The sequence below is a fragment of the Aureimonas sp. AU40 genome (genome assembly GCF_001463785.1).
Taxonomy (GTDB): Bacteria; Pseudomonadota; Alphaproteobacteria; order Rhizobiales; family Rhizobiaceae; genus Aureimonas.
The window spans coordinates 1-17,685 of record NZ_BBWL01000009.1 but is presented as its reverse complement, the minus strand read 5'-3'; the positions used below and the strand labels follow the sequence as shown (position 1 = coordinate 17,685).

Here is a 17,685-nt window from a genome sequence, read left to right as displayed (position 1 = left end):
CCCTCAATCTTGAAGTTGGCCGTCAGGCCGCGAAGACGACCAGTAGGTCCTTGGCGTCGATCTGGTCGCCCGAGCGCACGTGCACGAGCGAGACCGTACCGTCGCGCTCGGCATGGAGCGCCGTTTCCATCTTCATCGCCTCGATGGAGAGGAGAATGTCCCCGGCCTTCACCACTTGGCCCGCCTGCACCGCGAGCGTCGAGACGACGCCGGGCATGGGCGCCGCGACATGGGCGGGATTGCCGGCCTCGGCTTTGGGGCGCGAGGCTCCGGCGCCGCCGGCCTTGGAGCGATCGGGCACCTTCACCCGGCGCGGCTGGCCGTTCAGCTCGAAGAAGACCGTGCGCCGGCCCTTCTCGTCCGTGTCGGCCGTGCCGAGGCACCGGATCACCAGCGTCTTGCCGGGTTCGAGATCGACCAGGATCTCCTCTTCCGTGCCGATGCCGTAGAAATAGTTCGGCGTCGGCAGGGTCGAGACCGGGCCGTAGGTGTCGGCGGCAACAGCGAAGTCGGTGAAGACCTTGGGATACATGAGATAGGAGGCGAACTCTTGGGTCGTCACCTTGCGGCCGAGCTTCTCCTCGATCTTGGCGCGCTCGGCGGCGAGATCGGCCTCAGGGATCAGCGAGCCGGGGCGCACGTCGACCGGCGCCTCGCCCTTCAGGGCCTTGCGCTGCAGCCCTTCCGGCCAGCCGCCGGGGGGCTGGCCGAGATCGCCATGCAGCATGGCGACGACGGAATCAGGGAAGGCGATGTCGCGCGCGGGGTTCTCGACATCGGCGACTGTCAGGTCCTGCGCCACCATCATCAGCGCCATGTCGCCCACGACCTTGGACGAGGGCGTGACCTTCACGATGTCGCCGAACATGGCGTTGGCGTCGGCATAGGCCTGCGCCACCTCGTGCCAGCGCGTCTCGAGACCCAGCGAGCGCGCCTGTTCTTTCAGGTTGGTGAACTGGCCGCCCGGCATCTCGTGGAGATAGACTTCCGAGGCCGGCCCCTTCAGGTCGCTCTCGAAAGCGGCATACTGGTTGCGCACGGCTTCCCAGTAGAAGCTGATGCGGCGGATGGCTTCCTGGTCGAGGCCGGGATCGCGCTCCGAGCCGCGCAGCGCCTCGTTGAGCGAGCCGAGGCAGGCCTGCGAGGTGTTGCCCGACAGCGCGTCCATCGCCGCGTCCACCGCGTCGACGCCCGCTTCCACGGCGGCGAGGATCGTGGCCGCCGCGATGCCGGACGTGTCATGCGTGTGGAAATGGATGGGAATCCCCACCTCTTCCTTCAGCGCCTTGACCAGAACCCGCGCCGCCTGCGGCTTCAAGAGGCCCGCCATGTCCTTGAGGCCGAGAATATGGGCGCCGGCGCGCTCCATCTCCTTGGCGAGCGAGACGTAGTATTTGAGATCGTATTTCGAGCGCGCGGGGTCGAACAGGTCGCCCGTGTAGCAGATCGCGCCCTCGCAGAGCTTGCCGGACTCCAGCACCGCGTCGATCGAAACGCGCATGTTCTCCACCCAGTTCAGGCAGTCGAAGACGCGGAACAGATCGACGCCGCCGCTCGCAGCCTCCTGCACGAACTGCTTCACGACATTGTCGGGATAGTTGGTGTAGCCGACGCCGTTGGAGCCGCGCAGCAGCATCTGGAGAAGGATGTTGGGCGCCTTTTCGCGGATGGCGACCAAGCGCTCCCAAGGGTCTTCGGTCAGGAACCGCATGGCGACGTCGAAGGTCGCCCCGCCCCAGCACTCAAGGCTCAGAAGCTGCGGCAGCGCTCTCGCATAGGCCTCAGTGATGCCCACGATGTCATGCGTGCGCACGCGCGTGGCAAGCAGCGACTGATGCCCGTCGCGCATCGTCGTGTCGGTGACGAGAACCTGACGCTGGGCCAGCATCCAGTCGGCAAAGCCCTTGGCGCCCAGTTCTTCCAGCTTCTGGCGCGTGCCGGGCCGGATGTCGCCTCGGAAGGTCGGGGCGACGGGCAGGCGCGCGTCGGCTGCCGGGCGCGGGCGGCTCTTGGTCTCGGGATGGCCGTTGACGGTCACATCGGCGAGATAGGTCAGGAGCTTGGTCGCGCGGTCACGCCGCTTCACCTGCGCGAAGAGCTCCGGCGTCGTGTCGATGAAGCGCGTCGTGTAGGAATTGTCGGCGAAGGCCGGGTGCGTGATGATCGCTTCGAGGAAGGTGAGGTTCGTCGCCACGCCCCGGATGCGGAACTCGCGAAGCGCGCGGTGCATGCGCGCGATAGCCTCCCCCGGCGTCGGCGCCCAGGCCGTCACCTTTTCCAGAAGCGGATCGTAGAAGCGCGTGATGATGGCGCCGGAATAGGCCGTGCCGCCGTCGAGCCGGATGCCGAAGCCCGTCGCGCCGCGATAGGCGGTGATGCGACCGTAATCGGGGATGAAGTTGTGCTCGGGGTCCTCGGTCGTGATGCGGCACTGGAGGGCGTGGCCGTTGAGGCGGATGTCCTTCTGCGCAGGCACGCCCGATTCCGGCGTGCCGATCGCGGCGCCGTCGAGAATGTGGATCTGCGCCTTGACGATGTCGATGCCGGTGACGACCTCGGTCACCGTGTGCTCGACCTGAATGCGCGGATTGACCTCGATGAAGTAGAAGGCGCCGGTGTCGGCGTCCATCAGGAACTCCACCGTGCCGGCGCCGACATAGTCGGTCGCGGAGCAGATGGTGCGGGCATAGGCGGCGAGCTCGCGCCGCCGAGCGTCGTCGAGATAGGGCGCGGGCGCGCGCTCCACGACCTTCTGGTTGCGGCGCTGGATCGAGCAGTCGCGCTCGAACAGATCGACCACGTTGTCATGCGTGTCACCGAGGATCTGCACCTCGACATGCCGGGCGCGCTCGACGAGCTTTTCGAGATAGACCTCGTCCTTGCCGAAGGCGGCCTTGGCCTCGCGCTTGGCCTCCAGCACCTCGCGCGCCAGATCCTTGGCCTCGCGGATGGCGCGCATGCCGCGCCCGCCGCCGCCCCAGGACGCCTTGAGCATCACGGGATAGCCGATCTCCTCGGCAAGGCGCGCCACCTCCGCCATATCGTCGGGCAGCGGGTCAGTGGCCGGCACGACGGGCACGCCGACTTCGATGGCGAGATTGCGCGCGGCGACCTTGTTGCCAAGCCGGCGCATGGTCTCGGGGCTGGGGCCAATGAAGGTGATGCCGTTCTCGCGGCAGGCGTCGGCGAATTCAGGGCTTTCCGACAGGAGGCCGTAGCCTGGATGGATCGCGTCGGCGCCAGACAGCTTGGCGACGCGGATCACCTCCTCGATCGACAGATAGCTCTCGATCGGCCCGAGATCACGCGGCAGATGCGGCCCTCGGCCGACCTGATAGCTCTCGTCGGCCTTGAAGCGGTGAAGGGCGTATTTGTCCTCCTCCGCCCAGATCGCAACGGTCTTTAGACCCAGCTCGTTCGCCGCCCGGAACACCCGGATCGCGATCTCCGACCGGTTCGCCACGAGAATCTTCGCTATCGCCAACTGTCCACTCCCCAACGCGACGCAATGGATGGGGAGCTAACGCCAAGTGCCATCGGGTTGCAATGCAACAGAGAGACCTCAGCGCACTCCAGCGGCAAATTCTCGCCTTGAATCGGCTCGATCGGGCCCAACGCCGCCACCCCTGAGCGCCAAAGCGACGCTCGCGCTTCGCCGCCCGGTGCCCCTCTTCAAGCTAGCGAAACCGCCAGCTGCGCTCCAGAACCTCGATCTTGTAGCCGTCGGGGTCTTCGATGAAGAAGAAGCGCGCGGTGTGTCCGTCCGGGGTCGCCAGGGTTTTGATGTCCTTGGGCTCGAGGCCGATTTCGGCCAGCCGCGCATGCTCGCCCTCCAGCACTTCGACCGACACGGCGAGATGTCCGTAGCCGTTGCCGAGATCGTAGGGGGCCGACTGGTCCTTGTTGACGGTCAGTTCCAGCTCGAAATCGCTCTCGCCGTTCTTCAGGTAAATCAGCGTGAAAGCGTCGAAGTCGATTCGCTCCGCGATCTCGAGACCGAAGGCGGCCTTATAGAACGCCACGGAGCGCGCTTCATCGCGCACGCGGATCATGGAATGAATGAGCTTGGCCACGTTTGTGCGATCCTGACTGAGACTACGGCCCGGGCTCTGCGAGCCGCGCCTTGACGATGGCGAAGAGAGTAAGGCGCGGTGGCGCCGCCGCCAGTGTCCAGCCCGGAACGAACTCTCCGGGCCGGTTGGCCGGCTCGTCTGCGCTCATATCGCCGCGAATGAGCATCTTCTCCCATTCATAGGCGGTCCGCGAAACTCGGCCGAAGTCGTCGGCCTCCCCTCTTGTTCGGCGGCGCGGAAGCGTTCACATGCCGCTCATGACGCAAGCGGACCTTTCGATCGAGATCGCCATTGTCGGCGGCGGCCCTGCAGGCCTAGCGGCGGCAGAACTTCTTGCCGCGCGTGGGCGGCGCGTGGCGGTCTTCGACGCCATGCCGACCTTCGGTCGCAAGTTTCTCCTGGCCGGCAAGTCCGGGCTGAACCTCACCCATTCCGAACCCTATGAGCGCTTCGCGACACGCTTCGGCGCGGCGAGCGAACATCTGGCGCCGCCGCTGGCCGCGTTCGCGCCGGAGGCCGTGCGCGAATGGGCCGAGGCGCTGGGTTCGCCGACCTTCGTCGGTTCCTCGGGCCGAGTTTTCCCGACCGCGATGAAGGCCTCCCCCCTCCTGCGCGCCTGGCTCCGGCGCATCAGTGAGGCCGGCGCTACCTTCCGTCCCCGCCATCGCTGGCTCGGTTTCGATGGGGCGAACCTACGCTTCGCGACCCCGGAAGGAGAACTCACCGTCGCGCCGAAGGCGACGCTTCTGGCGCTTGGCGGGGCGAGCTGGCCCCGGCTCGGTTCGGACGGCGCCTGGGTGTCGCTTCTCCAGGAGATCGGTGCAGACATCGCGCCGTTGCGCCCCGCCAATTGCGGCTTCGACGTGGGCTGGAGCGAAAGCCTCGTGGAGCGTTTCGCTGGCGCGCCGGTCAAGGCGGTGGTGGCCCGCTCGGCCGCCGGCAGCTTTCAGGGCGAGTTCGTCCTGACGCGCACCGGCGTCGAAGGCAGCCTGATCTACGCCCATGCCAGCGCCTTGCGGGATGCGATCGAGCGCGACGGCTCGGCCCTGCTCCATCTCGACCTCGCCCCCGGCCGCGCGGAAGGGCACTTGCTCGCCGCCCTCGCGCGCCAGCCGGCCAAGGCGAGCCTTTCCACCCGCCTGCGCAAGGCGGCAGGTCTCGATCCCGTAAAATCGGCCTTGCTGCGCGAGGTCGCGAGCGAGGAGGACCGGCGCGACCCGGCGCGGCTCGCCGCTGCCATCAAGTCCCTCCCGCTGCGCTTGAAGGCGCCCCGTCCCACCGCGGAGGCGATCTCGACGGCCGGCGGGCTGGCCCTGTCGGAGTTCGACGCGCATTTCATGCTGGCCCGCCGCCCCGGCCTGTTCGCGGCCGGCGAGATGTTGGACTGGGAAGCGCCGACCGGCGGCTATCTCCTCACCGCCTGCCTTGCCACCGGGCGGGCCGCCGCTCTCGGCATCGACCGCTGGCTCGGCGGCGCGGCCATGGGTTGAGAGCACCGCGCGGCCCCATGGGGAGCCAAGCGCGTTAGTCCCGTGCGACCGCCATCAGGCCACAGCCGAAAGACCGACGACGCGAACCTCGCCGACCTCGATCCCCTCCCAGTTGCGCAGCGCGGTCAGGGACTGTTCGCCGTAGACCTCGGACAAGGTCGGATCGCTGTCCGAGAACAGCTGCGCCAGACAGGCCGCCACAGTGGCTTCCGCCGCCCGCGTCGTGCCATCCTCCGCCTTCAAGGCCAGTCCGACGCCAAGCTCGGGGACCGCGCCGCAGAAGACGCCCTCCGCGCCCGTCTTGGCGAAGACCCGGCCGGGCGCGGCCTCCATGAGGCGAGCGCAGGCGCGCTTCGTGCCCGACATCATCCAGGGCTCGGCCATGCAGGCCGCGATCAGGCGGCGCCCGGCCTCGGCCCGCGTCGGGGCCAGGCCGGTGCCGTCGACAAGACGCGCGAAGCCGGCGGCGAAGGCGCGCAGCGGGGCGGCGAAGGTCGGGATGGAACAGCCGTCGATGCCCATCGGCAGGTCGCCCGCCGGTAGACCCGTGAGATCGCCCATGACCTCGCGCACGCGCCGCTGCACGGGATGCTCCGCCCCGACATAGGCCTTAGGGTCTTCGCCGAGATGGGCGGCCGTGCAGAGAAAGCCGGCATGCTTGCCCGAGCAGTTGTTGTGAAGCTGCGTCGGCCCGGCCCCGCCGCGCGCCATCTCGCGCGAGACGGCGGGGTCGAAGGGCCAATGGCAGCCGCATTCGAGATCGCTCTCGCCGAGACCGGCGCGGGACAGGATATCCGATGCCAGAGCCACATGCCCCGCCTCGCCCGAGTGCGAGGCGCAGCAGAGCGAGAGTTCACGATCGCCCAAGCCGAACCGATCGGCCGCGCCGCTTTCGATCAGCGGGATGGCCTGGAAGACCTTCACCGCCGATCGCGGAAACACGAAGCGGTCCACATCGCCCGCTGCGATCACGTCCCGCCCTTCGGCGTCGACCACAGACAAGATGACGCGATGGCGGCTCTCGACCAGACCGCCCCTTGTCACTTCGACCGCGAGTTCCCGCATCCCAGCCCTCTTCCCATGTTCGCGCCGGCCTCGAAAAAAGAAAGGCACCGGCGACTTATCGATTGTGCGGCAGGGCGGACCCATATGCGAATGGCACCCCTCGGATCAGTTGGTTCGAAGGGTGCCGACTTCGCCCCATGCCGGGGGCGCCACACACCCCCTGTCGTCCCGGTCCGCCCTTACCATGCCGAACCCCTGCCCTGCCACCGAAGCCGAGCCATGCCCGTCCTGCGATTCCTCCTGATCGGCTTCGCGCTGGTCTATCTCCTTCCCACCGCGCTCGCCGCCGTCCTCTGGTGGAGCGGCAACCATCCCGCCTCCTATCGCGACGCGGACTGGACCTCGGCCGCGCTTCTACCAAAACCCGATGCCAGCCCAGAGGCGGCGGTCTATGTGCTCGCGGCCCGCACCGGCGGGCTGAAAGGCGCGCTCTCCGAACATTCCTGGATCGTGACCAAGGCGCGGGACGCCGGGCGCTACGAGCGCTACGACAAGGTTGGCTGGGGCGCCCCCATTCGCCGGAACGCCTATGCCGCCGATGGCCGCTGGTACTCCAACGAGCCGCGCCTCGTTGCGACACTGAAGGGCGAGGCAGCGGAGCGCGCCCTTCCGGACATCGAAGAGGCCATCGCGAGCTACCCCTTCGCGGCGCAGGGCGGCTATCGCCTCTTCCCCGGGCCGAACTCCAACAGTTTCATTGCCTATGTCCTGCGCGAAGTGCCGGCGCTCGGTGCCGTGCTGCCGCCGGCTGCGGTCGGGCGGGACTATCCGACCGACGGACATCTCCTGCGCCTCGACACGGAGGCTGGCGAATTCCAGGCGTCCCTGTTCGGCTATGCCGGCGTGGCGGTCGGCCTTCGGAGCGGGTTCGAACTCAATCTCCTGGGGCTGGTCGCGGGCGTCGATCCGTTCCGCTGGCAGATCAAGATCCCCGCCTTCGGCGCCTATTCCTTCTCTTCGGGCCGTGTTTGAGCATCAAGCATCGGCTCGGCGCATTTGCACGCTGGCGCAATTTTGCTAGCGAGCATGGGTACATGATGCTCACTCTGGGGGAAGCGGATGTTTCTGAGCTGCGGCGATGCCTTGTTCGACCTATTTGCCGGCGGCGAGGAAGCGGATGTCGCCTCCATCGCCCTGTCCGGCCGCATCGGCGGCTCGCCGCTGAACGTGGCTTTGGGCCTGGCACGGCTCGGCCATTCCACCGCCTATTTCACCAAGGTCTCGGGTGATCCGTTCGGCCGGCGTATCCGCGCCTTCATGGAGCGCGAGGGGATCGACCAGCAGTTTCTGATCGACACGGACCGCAACACGACGCTCGCCATGGTGTCGCTGTCGAGCGCCGGCACGCCGCGCTACGACTTCTATATCGAGGGCACGGCCGACCGCTCCATCGAGCCGAACGAGGTCCCCTCCGCCTTTCCTGAGGCACTGGAGGCCATCCACTTCGCCTCCTATTCGACGGTGACGGAGCCGACGGCCAGCGCCCTGTCGCGCCTCGCCGCGCAGGAGCATTCCCGGCGCTTCATTTCCTACGATCCCAACATTCGCGCCAGCATCGAGCCCGATCTCGACATTTGGCGCTCGCGCATCGGCGCCACCGTTCCGCTCGCCTCGCTGGTCAAGGCCAGCGAAGAGGATCTCGAACAGGTTTATCCCGGCCGCACGGTGGAGTCGGTGCTGGCCGACTGGATTTCGGCGGGTGCCGCGCTCGCCGTCGTCACGCTCGGCGAGCATGGCGCGATTGCCGCGACGCGTTCCGGCGTCAGCATCCGCGTGCAGGGCCGCTCCATCACCGTGGCCGACACGGTGGGCGCAGGCGACACGTTCCAGGCGGCTCTGCTGGCCGGGCTGAAGGAAGCCGGGTATCTCAGCGCGGAAGCCGCCGGGTCGCTGAACGAGGAAGCGCTGGGCGATCTCCTCGGCTTCGCCGTGCGCGCCGCCGCCATCACCTGCTCGCGCCGCGGCGCCGACCTGCCCAGGCGCGCCGATCTCGACCTGCCTCCCCTCGCCTGACGGGCCCACCTCCCGCATTCGCAAAAAGGCCGCGTGGTTCGCCCACGCGGCCTTTTCCGTTGTGTGACTTCTGGCATCAACAAAAAACCCGCCGCGACTTGCGTCGCAGCGGGCTGGATAGAGGAGCCGGCTTCCGAGGATGCCGGTCCGCCGCTTCTTAGTTGAAGCGGAACGAAGCCTTGGCCCACACGGTGTGGAAGTCCAGATCGCTCGACGAGTTGGCGTTGAACGAGGTCTGGGTGATGCCGTTGGTGTAGGTGATCTTCGTGTCGGTCTCGCCGAGGTTGGTGTAGAGGTACTCGAGGCCGAGCGAGAGGTTCGGCGTGACGAGGTAGTCGACACCGGCGCCGACGGCGTAGCCGACGTCGTCCGAGTTGCTGTTGACGGTCGGCACGAAGCCGTTCGTCGCGCGCAGCGTGCCCGGAGCGAAGTACTTCGTCTCGGTGTCGGCATAGGCGAGACCGCCCGTGGCGTACACGGCGAAGCGGTCAGCGGTGACGCCGAGCTTGGCGCGGACCGTGCCGACGAAGTTGATGTCGTTGGTCAGGCCGAACGAGTCGACGACGCCCGGAGCCGACGTGATCGTGTAGGTCGAGGTCGACGACGCGTCGATGTAGTTGATGTCGGCGACGGCGCCCACCAGGAAGTTGTTGATCTGGTAGTCGTAGCCGATGTGCACGCCGCCGATGAAGGCTGCGTCGTCGCTGTTGTCCGAGCCGCCCGAGAAAGCGGTCGTCGAGAACACGCCGGTGCCGGGGGTGTAGCGAACGTCGCCGGCGTCACGGTTGAAGGCCACACCGGCCTGACCACCGATGTAGAAGCCGGTCCAGCTGTAAGCCGGAGCGAGGGCGACAACCGGAGCCGCGGGCTCTTCGTACACGACGTCGGCGGCGAGAGCCGGCGAGACGAAAGCGGCCGAAGCGAGAAGAAGGGCAAAGCGTTTCATGTTCGATACTCCACTGTCGCCGGGGCGACGTTAGTGCTGCCGAGCCTTCTGGCCCGGAAGTTTTGACCCGATTGCCTCGGGGTTGCGATGATTTATGGTTCGACACCGTGCCCGAACAATGGCACCAATTTCGATACCGACCGCTGTGTGGCAGGTGGGCAACATGGCCTCAGACCGTCATCAGCGTTCGGTAAGAGAAATACCGCGACTATCTTAAGCCTTGCTTAACTCAGCCGGATCGCCCCATTCCGGTCAAACCTCTGACACAGAAAGGCTTTCCGCTGATTTTGGGAGGCCGATCACGCTTGGCGGCAGATGTAATGAAGAGTTGAAGCTCGCAATTGCGAAAGAGAGCGGGATTCTAAAATCGGCGGCTTGCCCGAAGCCGATTTCGGTCCCTTCGCCCGTCGCGTCGGCTAGACGCTAGGCGCGACGAAGACCCTGTTTGCCCCGATCACGCCCGAATCCTGCCACGATGTCGAGGCGGTCAGGAGGCCTGCTTGGCCTCGCGCCCCGATTCCACACAGGCGCTGCACAAGCCGCGCATCTCGACCGCGGCATCCCGCAGTGCAAAACCTTCGCGCCGGGCCAGATTGGCCAGCGCCTCGTCCAGGGCCGGGTCCGTCGCCTCGCTGACGCGCCCGCAGGCCTGACAGATCGAGAAGACCGCCGCGTGGTGATGGTCGCCATGATGGTGGTTGCAGGCGACAAAGGCGTTGAGACTCTCGAGCCGGTGCACGAGATGCCGGTCCGACAAGGAGCGCAAGGCGCGGTAGACCTGAAGCGGCGCTTTCAACCCATCGCCGCGCAGCCGGTCGAGGATCTGATAGGCGGTCTGGGGACCGCAATCCTCCCGCAGCACGGTAAGGACCAGGGTCTCGTTGCGGGTCAGGCGATGTTCGTCTTTCATGCCAGGACCGGCTCCCTCGACTTCGAAGGACGGACGCCGACCGCCTAGTCCCCGAACCTGAAAAGGCGGAGGGACGCATCGTCCCCCCGCCCCTGCAGGTAGCGGTCCGCCCGCGCGAGTACAAGCACTTGCGGCGCAAGCCGCTCGAAAGCCGGAACAAAAGCCCGACGGGTCGATCGGCCGGCTGTCGCCCGCGCGCAGATGTCGTCGCGGGTCCTTAGGCGTAGGCGTCCATGACCTCGGCCAGGAGCTTAAGAGCGTCCTCGCGCGAGCGCTGGAAGGAGTTGCGGCCGATGATCGAGCCGTTGCCGCCGCCTTCGCGAATGGCGCGAACTTCGTCCATCAGCTCGTCCGTGTTCTTGGCGGCCCCGCCGGAGAAGACCACGATACGCTTGCCGGCGAAGGAGGCCTGCATGATGTGTCGCACGCGATCGGCGGCGGTCGCGATCGGGATGGCGTTCTTTTCGTAGGTCGACTTGGCCTCGGCCAGATCGACATTGTCGGACGGCAGCTTGACCTTGATGATCGTGGCACCGAGCAGCGCGGCCATGTGAGCGGCATAGGCGATGATGTCGACGCCGGTCTCGCCGGCCTTCGACACCTTGCCGCCCCGCGGATAGGACCAGACCACCGTCATCAGCCCGCGCGACTTGGCCTGCAGGGTGATCTCGCGGAGCTCCTCCATCATGCCGTAGGATTCGTCGGCGCCGGGATAGATGGTGAAGCCGACGCCGACGCAGCCGAGCCGCAGCGCGTCCTCGACCGTGCCGGTCAGCGCCTGGTCCTGCTTGGTCACCAGCGAGTTGCCGCTGTTGAGCTTGAGGATCAGCGGCACCTCGCCGGCGAACGTGTCGGCGCCCTGCTCCAGGAGGCCGAGCGGCGCGGCATAGCCCGAAACGCCTGACTCGATCGCGAGCTGGTAGAGATAATGCGGGTCGTAGGCAGCCGGGTTGGGCGCGAAGGAGCGCGCGGGACCGTGCTCGAAGCCCTGATCGACGGGCAGGATCACCACACGACCGGTGCCGGCAAGACGTCCATGCATGAGCAGACGGGACAGATTGGACTTCAGGCCCGGCGTTTCGCCCTCGTACCAGGACAGGATCTTGCGGACGGTGTCGGTTCTCAGCATCGATTTCCCCATTTTCCTTCCGGTCCGCGCGTTCGCCGGCGGCCTGAGACAGCCTTTTGCCGGCTGGGGCGAAGGGCGTAAAGATCGTCCGAGAGAGTGCAAGGTATTAAAATCGTTTGAAATTTTGGAGCTGAGGTTCAAATTCGTTGCAACTGGTTAACGCGTCCCGCGTTTCTCCCCGGACGTGACGGAGAAGACGCTCATGCAAGGGCAGACGAAGTTTCCCGCCGGCTTCGGATGCGACCCGACGCTGCTCAGCGGCGGCGAACTCAAGCTCGGCCGCACGAACGGCAGGGCCGACCTGGCATCACTAGGCGCGGCCTTTCCTGTCTCTGCCACCCGGCCTCTGAGGAGTCACCGGCCCTTGCCCAGCCGTTTGGCGGAGATCGAATCGCAACAGCCGCAGGTGAACTATGGCCGCTCCATGTCGGCCCTCTGGCCCTCCGCCGCGCTCGGTATAGCGTTGGCCTCGAGCCTGTATTTCCTGAATTATTTCTGACAGCGCGTCGCGAGAGAGGTCTCGCGTTCCCGCGGGCGCTTCAGACAGAGAACATGAAAAAGGCGGGCCAAGCCCGCCTTTTCCTTTGATCCATTTTGACCGCACCGGTCGGAACGATCAGTCCCGGTAGTAGCCGGCGAGACGGTCGGTGCGGCCCAGGACGCCGCCGACGGCGCCGACGACGAGACCGAGCAGCAGGCCGATGAAAGCGACGAAGGCCGTGGTGGAGGCCGTGTCGGCCGCTTCCGCTGCCGCCTGGCGCGCCTGTGCCATCGCCTGATCGTACTGGCCCTGGAACTGGTTCAGGCGCTGTTCGGCTTCCTGCTGGCTGATGCCGGCCTGCGAGGAAATGGCGTTCACTGCGGACTGGCGCTGCTCCGGCGTCGCGTCGCGGCCAAGGCCCTTGAAGATTTCAGAGACGGCCGAGCCTAGATCCTGCGTGCCTGCGGCCTGGCGCGCGTTGTCGGCGGCCTGGTTGGCTTCCGTCTGCGCGGTGTTGGCGGCCTGATCGGCCTGCTGCTGACCGCGTGCCAGAAGCTGGCGGGCCTGATCGCGAAGCTGCGGCGGTAACGAGTCGATGGAGTTCGGCACAACCGACTGCGCGGCAGAGCCGAGCGTCGAGATCGTCGAGCCCAGCGCGCCGAAGGCGTTGGACACCAACGCCGAGACGCCGCTCGTCAGAAGATAGATGACCACGAGCGTCGAGGTCGCCCAGGTCGTAATGCCGTGAAGCGCCGAGTCGCGACGCGTGGTGGTGCCGGCGAAGCGGGCCGCCGCATAGCCGCCGACCAAGGTCGCAATCAGAACCGTCAGCGCGGTCCAAAGGCCACCGGCCGAGGAGAAGGTGCTAAGCGAAGGCGACCCGCCTGCCGTCGGGTCGATCGTCGCGAGCCCGATGCCGAGACCGAGCAGCGCCAGCATGATCTGCACGACGAGCGTCAGGATCGTTCCCGCGATGATCGCGCCCCATGAGATACGGCGAGCCCCAAAACCCGCGGCTGCGCCACGATCCACAATATCGACCATTTCCTCACTCCATACTCGCGCGGCGCCTCGGGGGCGCCAGCAAAGGGCGGGCCTTCGTCAAAAGGCTCCATGCAGAGGTAAATGGTCTGGAGCGCCGGGCTTCCAGATGGCGAAGCGCGTTTTTCTTTCCCGACTATCCTATCGCGCCTTCCGCCCGGCCTCTGGCTACCGATCGCGCGCCGCCCTGCCGCAAGCCGGTTGACGCAAAGCCGGCCCCGCTTCAAGCCATGGCCATGCTGCAAGCCGACCGCCCTTCTCCCGGCCCATTTCTGGAACGCGTGCGCGGTCGGATCACCGGCGCCGACCCCGGCCTCGTGCGCCTGCGGATGGCCGCGCGCGTTACCCTGACCATCATCTTCGTCGGCCTGACGCTGGCCGCGCTCCACGGCGTTCTGACGCTGTCGGTCGCCAGCTTCTCGGCCGGCCTGACCCTGGCCTTCCAGAATGCCGTCGCGATAAAGGACCGGACGCTGGCCGCCCGCGCACGGACGCGCCTGTTCTGCGCGCTGGCCGGTCTTGGAACGCTCGGGTTCGCTTCTGTGCTGGGAAACCGGCCCTGGCTGATCGACGGCCTGTTTCTCGCTGTCACGTTCCTCGCCGTCTATGCCCGCAAATGGGGCGTGCGGTGGAACGCGGTCGGCATGTTCGCCTTCATGGCCTGCTTCATTGGCGCTTATTTCCGGCCCGCTCTCGCTGACCTGCCCTCCGTCGCGCTGGCGCTCTGCCTTTCCGGCCTCGTCGCCCATGCCGTGCGAGAGTATCTGCTGCCGGATCGGCCGGCCTTCGACTTCGCGCAGACGCTGCGCGCGGTGGAGGAGCGAATCGGCAGCATGGTGTCGCGCACTCGAGCCGGCAAGCGCGCGGGCTGGCCGCCCGAGGCGCGGCGCGAGGCGATCGCTGCCGAGCAGGCGGTGAAGAATGCCATCGCCGTCGCCGAAGGCCTGCTGCCGGACGACGCCGAAGGCGCGGCGCGCAACACGCTGGCCTCCAAGCTCGCGATCAAGCTGTTCGACCTTCACCTCGCCACGGAAACGACGCTGGCCGCCGCCCTGGAAGAGCGCGAGGGCGATGCTGATTCGAGGGCCCGTCTCGCCTCGGCCCTCGATCGGCTGGCCAAGTCCCGACTCGACCTGCGCGGCATGGCCGGCGGGCTGAGCGCCACCGAGCTCGAAGGACCCGCGCTGGCCCTGCCCAAGGCCATGGGGCCGGCTCACGCTTGGCACAGTGAGCCAGCCTTTCGGCTGGCGTTGCAGGTGACGCTGGCCTGCGCGTTGGCCATGGCGGGTGGGCTCTGGGTGTCGGAGCAGCGCTGGTTCTGGGCGGTGCTGACGGCCTTCCTCGTCTTCGTCAACACGCAGTCGCGCGGCGACGCGGTTCTGCGCAGCGTCGATCGCGCCATTGGAACGGCGGCGGGCATCGTGGTGGGCATGGTGGTGGCGACGCTCCTGCACGGAAGCTTCGTGGCTTCCGTCGGCCTCATCGTGGCCTGCATCTTCGCGGCCTTCTATCTCGTCCAGATCTCCTACGGCGCGCTCACCTTCTTCATGACGGTCGGCCTGTCGCTGGTCTACGGACTTCTGGGCAGCTTCTCGCCCGACCTGCTCCTGCTCCGGCTGAAGGAAACGCTGGTCGGCGCGCTGGCGGGTACGATCGTGTCCTTCTTCGTCTTCCCGCAACGCACGGAGACCATCTCCCGGCGCGCGGTGGATCATTTCCTCGGCGAGCTCGACCGGCTGCTGGAGGTCTTCTCCGAGAATCGGCGCGGCAATGCCTCGGCCTGGAAAGTGCTGGCCGTAACGCGAGCGCTCGACCGGCGCCATCTCGACATCGTGGCCGCCGTGCGGCCGCTGGAAAGCGGCTGGATCTCCGCCCCGCGCCGCCGCCTCGTGCGCTTGGGCCTCCTGCGTCTGGCAGCGCTCGCCTATTGGGGCCATCGGCTCGCCAGCACGGCGGCCGAAGCCGGCGCGCCCGAACGCCCGGCCGACGCGCCGGACCCGCTCGATGAGACGATCGCCCAGTGCAGGGCCGACATCGCGGCCCTGCGTTCGGGCGTCGGGCATTTTTTCCGCCAGACGGGCTCGGTCAACCTGTCGCCGTCCGACGCGCTGACCGATAGAAGAGACCCGGCGGCGCAGGACGCGACCCTTGCCTTGCATGCCCTTCGCCACATCCTTCGTCAGGCGCTGGCCGAGCCGGACGGTGGCGGCAAGGGACCCACGGGCGGCGGATCAAAGAGCCGAGCGGTGGAGCGTTGACGCTCGACAGCGGCTCGACCTTCTGATATGGAAGCCGCCACGATGACGGGAAGACAGCTTCCCGCGGGAGGCGCGGCGTGCACCGCCGTCCCTCCGCGCAACTTTTGAACCCTTGGAAACGGATCATTCTGTGCAGGTACTCGTTCGCGACAACAACGTCGATCAGGCTCTCCGCGCTCTCAAGAAGAAGCTTCAGCGGGAAGGCGTCTTCCGTGAGATGAAGATGCGCAACTTCTACGAGAAGCCCTCGGAGAAGCGCGTTCGCGAGAAGGCCGAGGCGGTTCGTCGCGCTCGCAAGCTGGCTCGCAAGCAGGCTCAGCGCGAAGGCCTCGTGGCCGGCGGCCGCGCCAAGCCGGCCGTTGCCCGCTAATCGCACGGCTCGCGTTTTCTAAGCATATTGAGAGAGGCGACGCGGCAAAGGGCTGCGTCGCCTCTTCCCGTTTGGGAAGGGCCCTGCTCGACGAATGGAGGCGCGACGCTCACTGCTTGCGTTTTGGCTTGCGCCGACCGAGTCGCCAAACGGCATCGTGATTCCGGGCGCCTTGCCATTCGCGCCGGCCTGTGGCCGGGTCCGCACAAGCTTGTTCCCTTATTCTGGCGCGCCGGCCCGAGGCCCTTGTCCGAGCCAGCCACAAGACCATCTCGCTGGATTCGTCCGGCTTTGATCGCCGTGCCTTGAAGGAAGTCGCCGCGTGTTCAATCTCACGAAGACCTGCTGGACGAAAGCCCGTCCCCTCGCCGCCTTCCTCCGTTCGCCGGGCATCCTGCTCGCCGTTTCCGGCCTCGCCCTTTCGGCCTGCCAGACCGGGCCGGCGCTCCAGTCGATCGCGCTCGATCAGGCGCAGGGTTCCTCGCAGAACCTCTCGTCGCTGACCTCGGCGGTGAACGCCGATCCGAGCAATCCCGAAGCCTACAACGTGCGCGGCATCGCCTATGGCCGCTCGGGCGACAACGATCGGGCGATCAAGGATTTCTCGACCGCGATCCAGCTCGATCCAAAGTTCTACCAAGCCTATGCCAACCGAGCGCTGGTGCTGCGCCAGATGAACAAGAATCCGGAAGCGGTGGCGGACTACAACCGCGCGCTCCAGATCAACCCGAACTACGACACGGCCTATATCGGACGCGGCAACATCTACCGCGTCGCCAATCGCAACCGCGAGGCGCTGGTCGATTTCCAGAAGGCGATCGACCTCAACACGACCGATCCGCGCGCCTACCACAATCGCGGCCTTCTTTATCAGCTCGACGGCCAGCATCGGCAGGCGATCGAGGACTTCTCGACCGCGATCTCGATGGACGCCAACGCGCCCGAACCCTATTCCGGCCGTGCCATCTCCTATCTCGCGCTGAACAATGTCGAGGACGCGACGGACGACATCAACCGTGCCATCCAGCTCGACGGCAAGCGCGCCGAGTTCTGGGCCAACCAGGGCCTCGTCCTGGAAGCGCGCGGCGACAAAGCCAAGGCCTATCGCTCCTTCGCGCATGCCGCGCAGCTCGACCCCAACTACCAGCCGGCCAAGGACGGCGTCTCGCGCACGCGCGGCTCGGCCCCCGGCGCCTGACGCCAAAGGCTTCCAACCTCCCCAAAGACCCGACCCGCCGATGCAGCTGCCGCTGCGCTGGCGGGTTTTTCATGAGCCAATCCGGCGACGGTTCGTGACCTCTGTTAATCTTTGTGAACGAAATCTTTCCGCAGCGCGAAACCAGAGAGCGACCTAAGGGGTTGATGCGATATAGTCTTTGTCAGCACGAGTATCGCAGACCATGAAACTCCCCCTCACAGCCGCGCTCGGCGCGCTCGCCCTCGCCGCCTCCATCGCGCCCGCTTCCGCCGGCGCCAAGGTCGGCACCCTCACCTGCCGCAGCCAAGGCACGATCAACCAGATCGTCACGTCCAGCGAGACGGTGCTCTGCACCTACGCCCCGTTCGGCCGTCTCAAGGCGACCGAAACCTATGTCGGGACACTGGACACCTACGGCATCGATCTCGGCATTACGGGGCGCACCCGCATGGTCTGGTCGGTCCTTGCGGGGAGCTTCACCAGTGGAGAGCCGCAGTCACTGGCCGGCCGCTACTACGGCACCAGCATCGACGCCTCCTTCGCCGCGGGCTTCGGCGGCAAGTCGCTGATCGGCGGGCCGGATCGCGGCTTCACGCTGCAGCCGACTAGCCTGCAGATCCAAGAAGGCGTCAACGCGACGGTGGGTGTCGCCCGACTGACGCTGGAAGACGCAGGCTCGGCGGGCGTCGTCTACAAGCCCTGATTCACCAC

General features: G+C 66.9%; 15 protein-coding genes. 8 read left to right on the top strand and 7 right to left on the bottom strand.

Annotated features, from left to right (window positions below):
• Positions 1-22: 22 nt before the first annotated feature.
• Both pyc and AUL32_RS03325 read right to left on the bottom strand, forming a co-directional pair.
• Complete coding sequence (gene pyc / locus AUL32_RS03330) at positions 23-3,484, bottom strand: pyruvate carboxylase (protein WP_062111745.1); 3,462 nt, start codon at positions 3,482-3,484, stop codon at positions 23-25.
• A 193-nt stretch (positions 3,485-3,677) separates the two neighbouring features.
• Entirely contained in the window at positions 3,678-4,073 is a 396-nt protein-coding gene (locus tag AUL32_RS03325; protein ID WP_062111743.1) for a VOC family protein, read from the bottom strand.
• A 257-nt stretch (positions 4,074-4,330) separates the two neighbouring features.
• On the opposite strand from AUL32_RS03325, the gene AUL32_RS03320 reads away from it, so the two are divergent.
• Positions 4,331-5,563, top strand: coding sequence for a TIGR03862 family flavoprotein (locus AUL32_RS03320; protein ID WP_062111848.1), 1,233 nt, complete (start codon positions 4,331-4,333; stop codon positions 5,561-5,563).
• Positions 5,564-5,617: 54 nt separating this feature from the next.
• Here the strand turns inward: AUL32_RS03320 and AUL32_RS03315 are convergent, their stop codons facing one another.
• Complete coding sequence (locus tag AUL32_RS03315) at positions 5,618-6,628, bottom strand: asparaginase (protein ID WP_062111741.1); 1,011 nt, start codon at positions 6,626-6,628, stop codon at positions 5,618-5,620.
• A 219-nt stretch (positions 6,629-6,847) separates the two neighbouring features.
• Between AUL32_RS03315 and AUL32_RS03310 the strand changes: the two genes are divergently transcribed.
• Positions 6,848-7,600 carry a DUF3750 domain-containing protein gene (locus AUL32_RS03310; protein WP_062111738.1) on the top strand — a complete coding sequence of 251 codons (753 nt, stop codon included), beginning with the start codon at positions 6,848-6,850 and terminating at the stop codon, positions 7,598-7,600.
• An 87-nt stretch (positions 7,601-7,687) separates the two neighbouring features.
• Positions 7,688-8,641 (top strand): carbohydrate kinase family protein, encoded by a 954-nt coding sequence (locus AUL32_RS03305; RefSeq protein WP_062111736.1) that lies wholly within the window; start codon positions 7,688-7,690, stop codon positions 8,639-8,641.
• 157 nt (positions 8,642-8,798) lie between these two features.
• Here the strand turns inward: AUL32_RS03305 and AUL32_RS03300 are convergent, their stop codons facing one another.
• The 3 genes from AUL32_RS03300 to AUL32_RS03290 all read right to left on the bottom strand — a co-directional run bounded on the left by AUL32_RS03300 (position 8,799) and on the right by AUL32_RS03290 (position 11,626).
• Positions 8,799-9,587 carry an outer membrane protein gene (locus AUL32_RS03300; protein ID WP_061974893.1) on the bottom strand — a complete coding sequence of 263 codons (789 nt, stop codon included), beginning with the start codon at positions 9,585-9,587 and terminating at the stop codon, positions 8,799-8,801.
• Positions 9,588-10,074: 487 nt separating this feature from the next.
• Entirely contained in the window at positions 10,075-10,497 is a 423-nt protein-coding gene (locus AUL32_RS03295; protein WP_061974891.1) for a transcriptional repressor, read from the bottom strand.
• A gap of 217 nt (positions 10,498-10,714) precedes the next feature.
• Positions 10,715-11,626 carry a class I fructose-bisphosphate aldolase gene (locus AUL32_RS03290; protein ID WP_061974889.1) on the bottom strand — a complete coding sequence of 304 codons (912 nt, stop codon included), beginning with the start codon at positions 11,624-11,626 and terminating at the stop codon, positions 10,715-10,717.
• Between the two features lie 202 nt (positions 11,627-11,828).
• Here AUL32_RS03290 and AUL32_RS03285 point away from each other — a divergent pair, with 202 nt between their 5' ends.
• Complete coding sequence (locus AUL32_RS03285) at positions 11,829-12,125, top strand: hypothetical protein (RefSeq protein WP_062111734.1); 297 nt, start codon at positions 11,829-11,831, stop codon at positions 12,123-12,125.
• A 117-nt stretch (positions 12,126-12,242) separates the two neighbouring features.
• On the opposite strand, the gene AUL32_RS03280 is transcribed toward AUL32_RS03285, so the two are convergent.
• Positions 12,243-13,151, bottom strand: coding sequence for a hypothetical protein (locus tag AUL32_RS03280; protein WP_062111732.1), 909 nt, complete (start codon positions 13,149-13,151; stop codon positions 12,243-12,245).
• A 233-nt stretch (positions 13,152-13,384) separates the two neighbouring features.
• Here AUL32_RS03280 and AUL32_RS03275 point away from each other — a divergent pair, with 233 nt between their 5' ends.
• From AUL32_RS03275 to AUL32_RS03260, 4 genes are all read left to right on the top strand, one after another.
• Positions 13,385-15,406, top strand: coding sequence for an FUSC family protein (locus tag AUL32_RS03275; RefSeq protein WP_156421305.1), 2,022 nt, complete (start codon positions 13,385-13,387; stop codon positions 15,404-15,406).
• A 130-nt stretch (positions 15,407-15,536) separates the two neighbouring features.
• Positions 15,537-15,776, top strand: a complete 240-nt coding sequence (rpsU, locus tag AUL32_RS03270) for a 30S ribosomal protein S21 (protein WP_061974881.1) — start codon at positions 15,537-15,539, stop codon at positions 15,774-15,776.
• Between the two features lie 322 nt (positions 15,777-16,098).
• Positions 16,099-16,974, top strand: coding sequence for a tetratricopeptide repeat protein (locus tag AUL32_RS03265; RefSeq protein ID WP_062111729.1), 876 nt, complete (start codon positions 16,099-16,101; stop codon positions 16,972-16,974).
• A 202-nt stretch (positions 16,975-17,176) separates the two neighbouring features.
• Positions 17,177-17,677, top strand: coding sequence for a DUF992 domain-containing protein (locus AUL32_RS03260; protein ID WP_061974877.1), 501 nt, complete (start codon positions 17,177-17,179; stop codon positions 17,675-17,677).
• Positions 17,678-17,685: the final 8 nt, after the last annotated feature.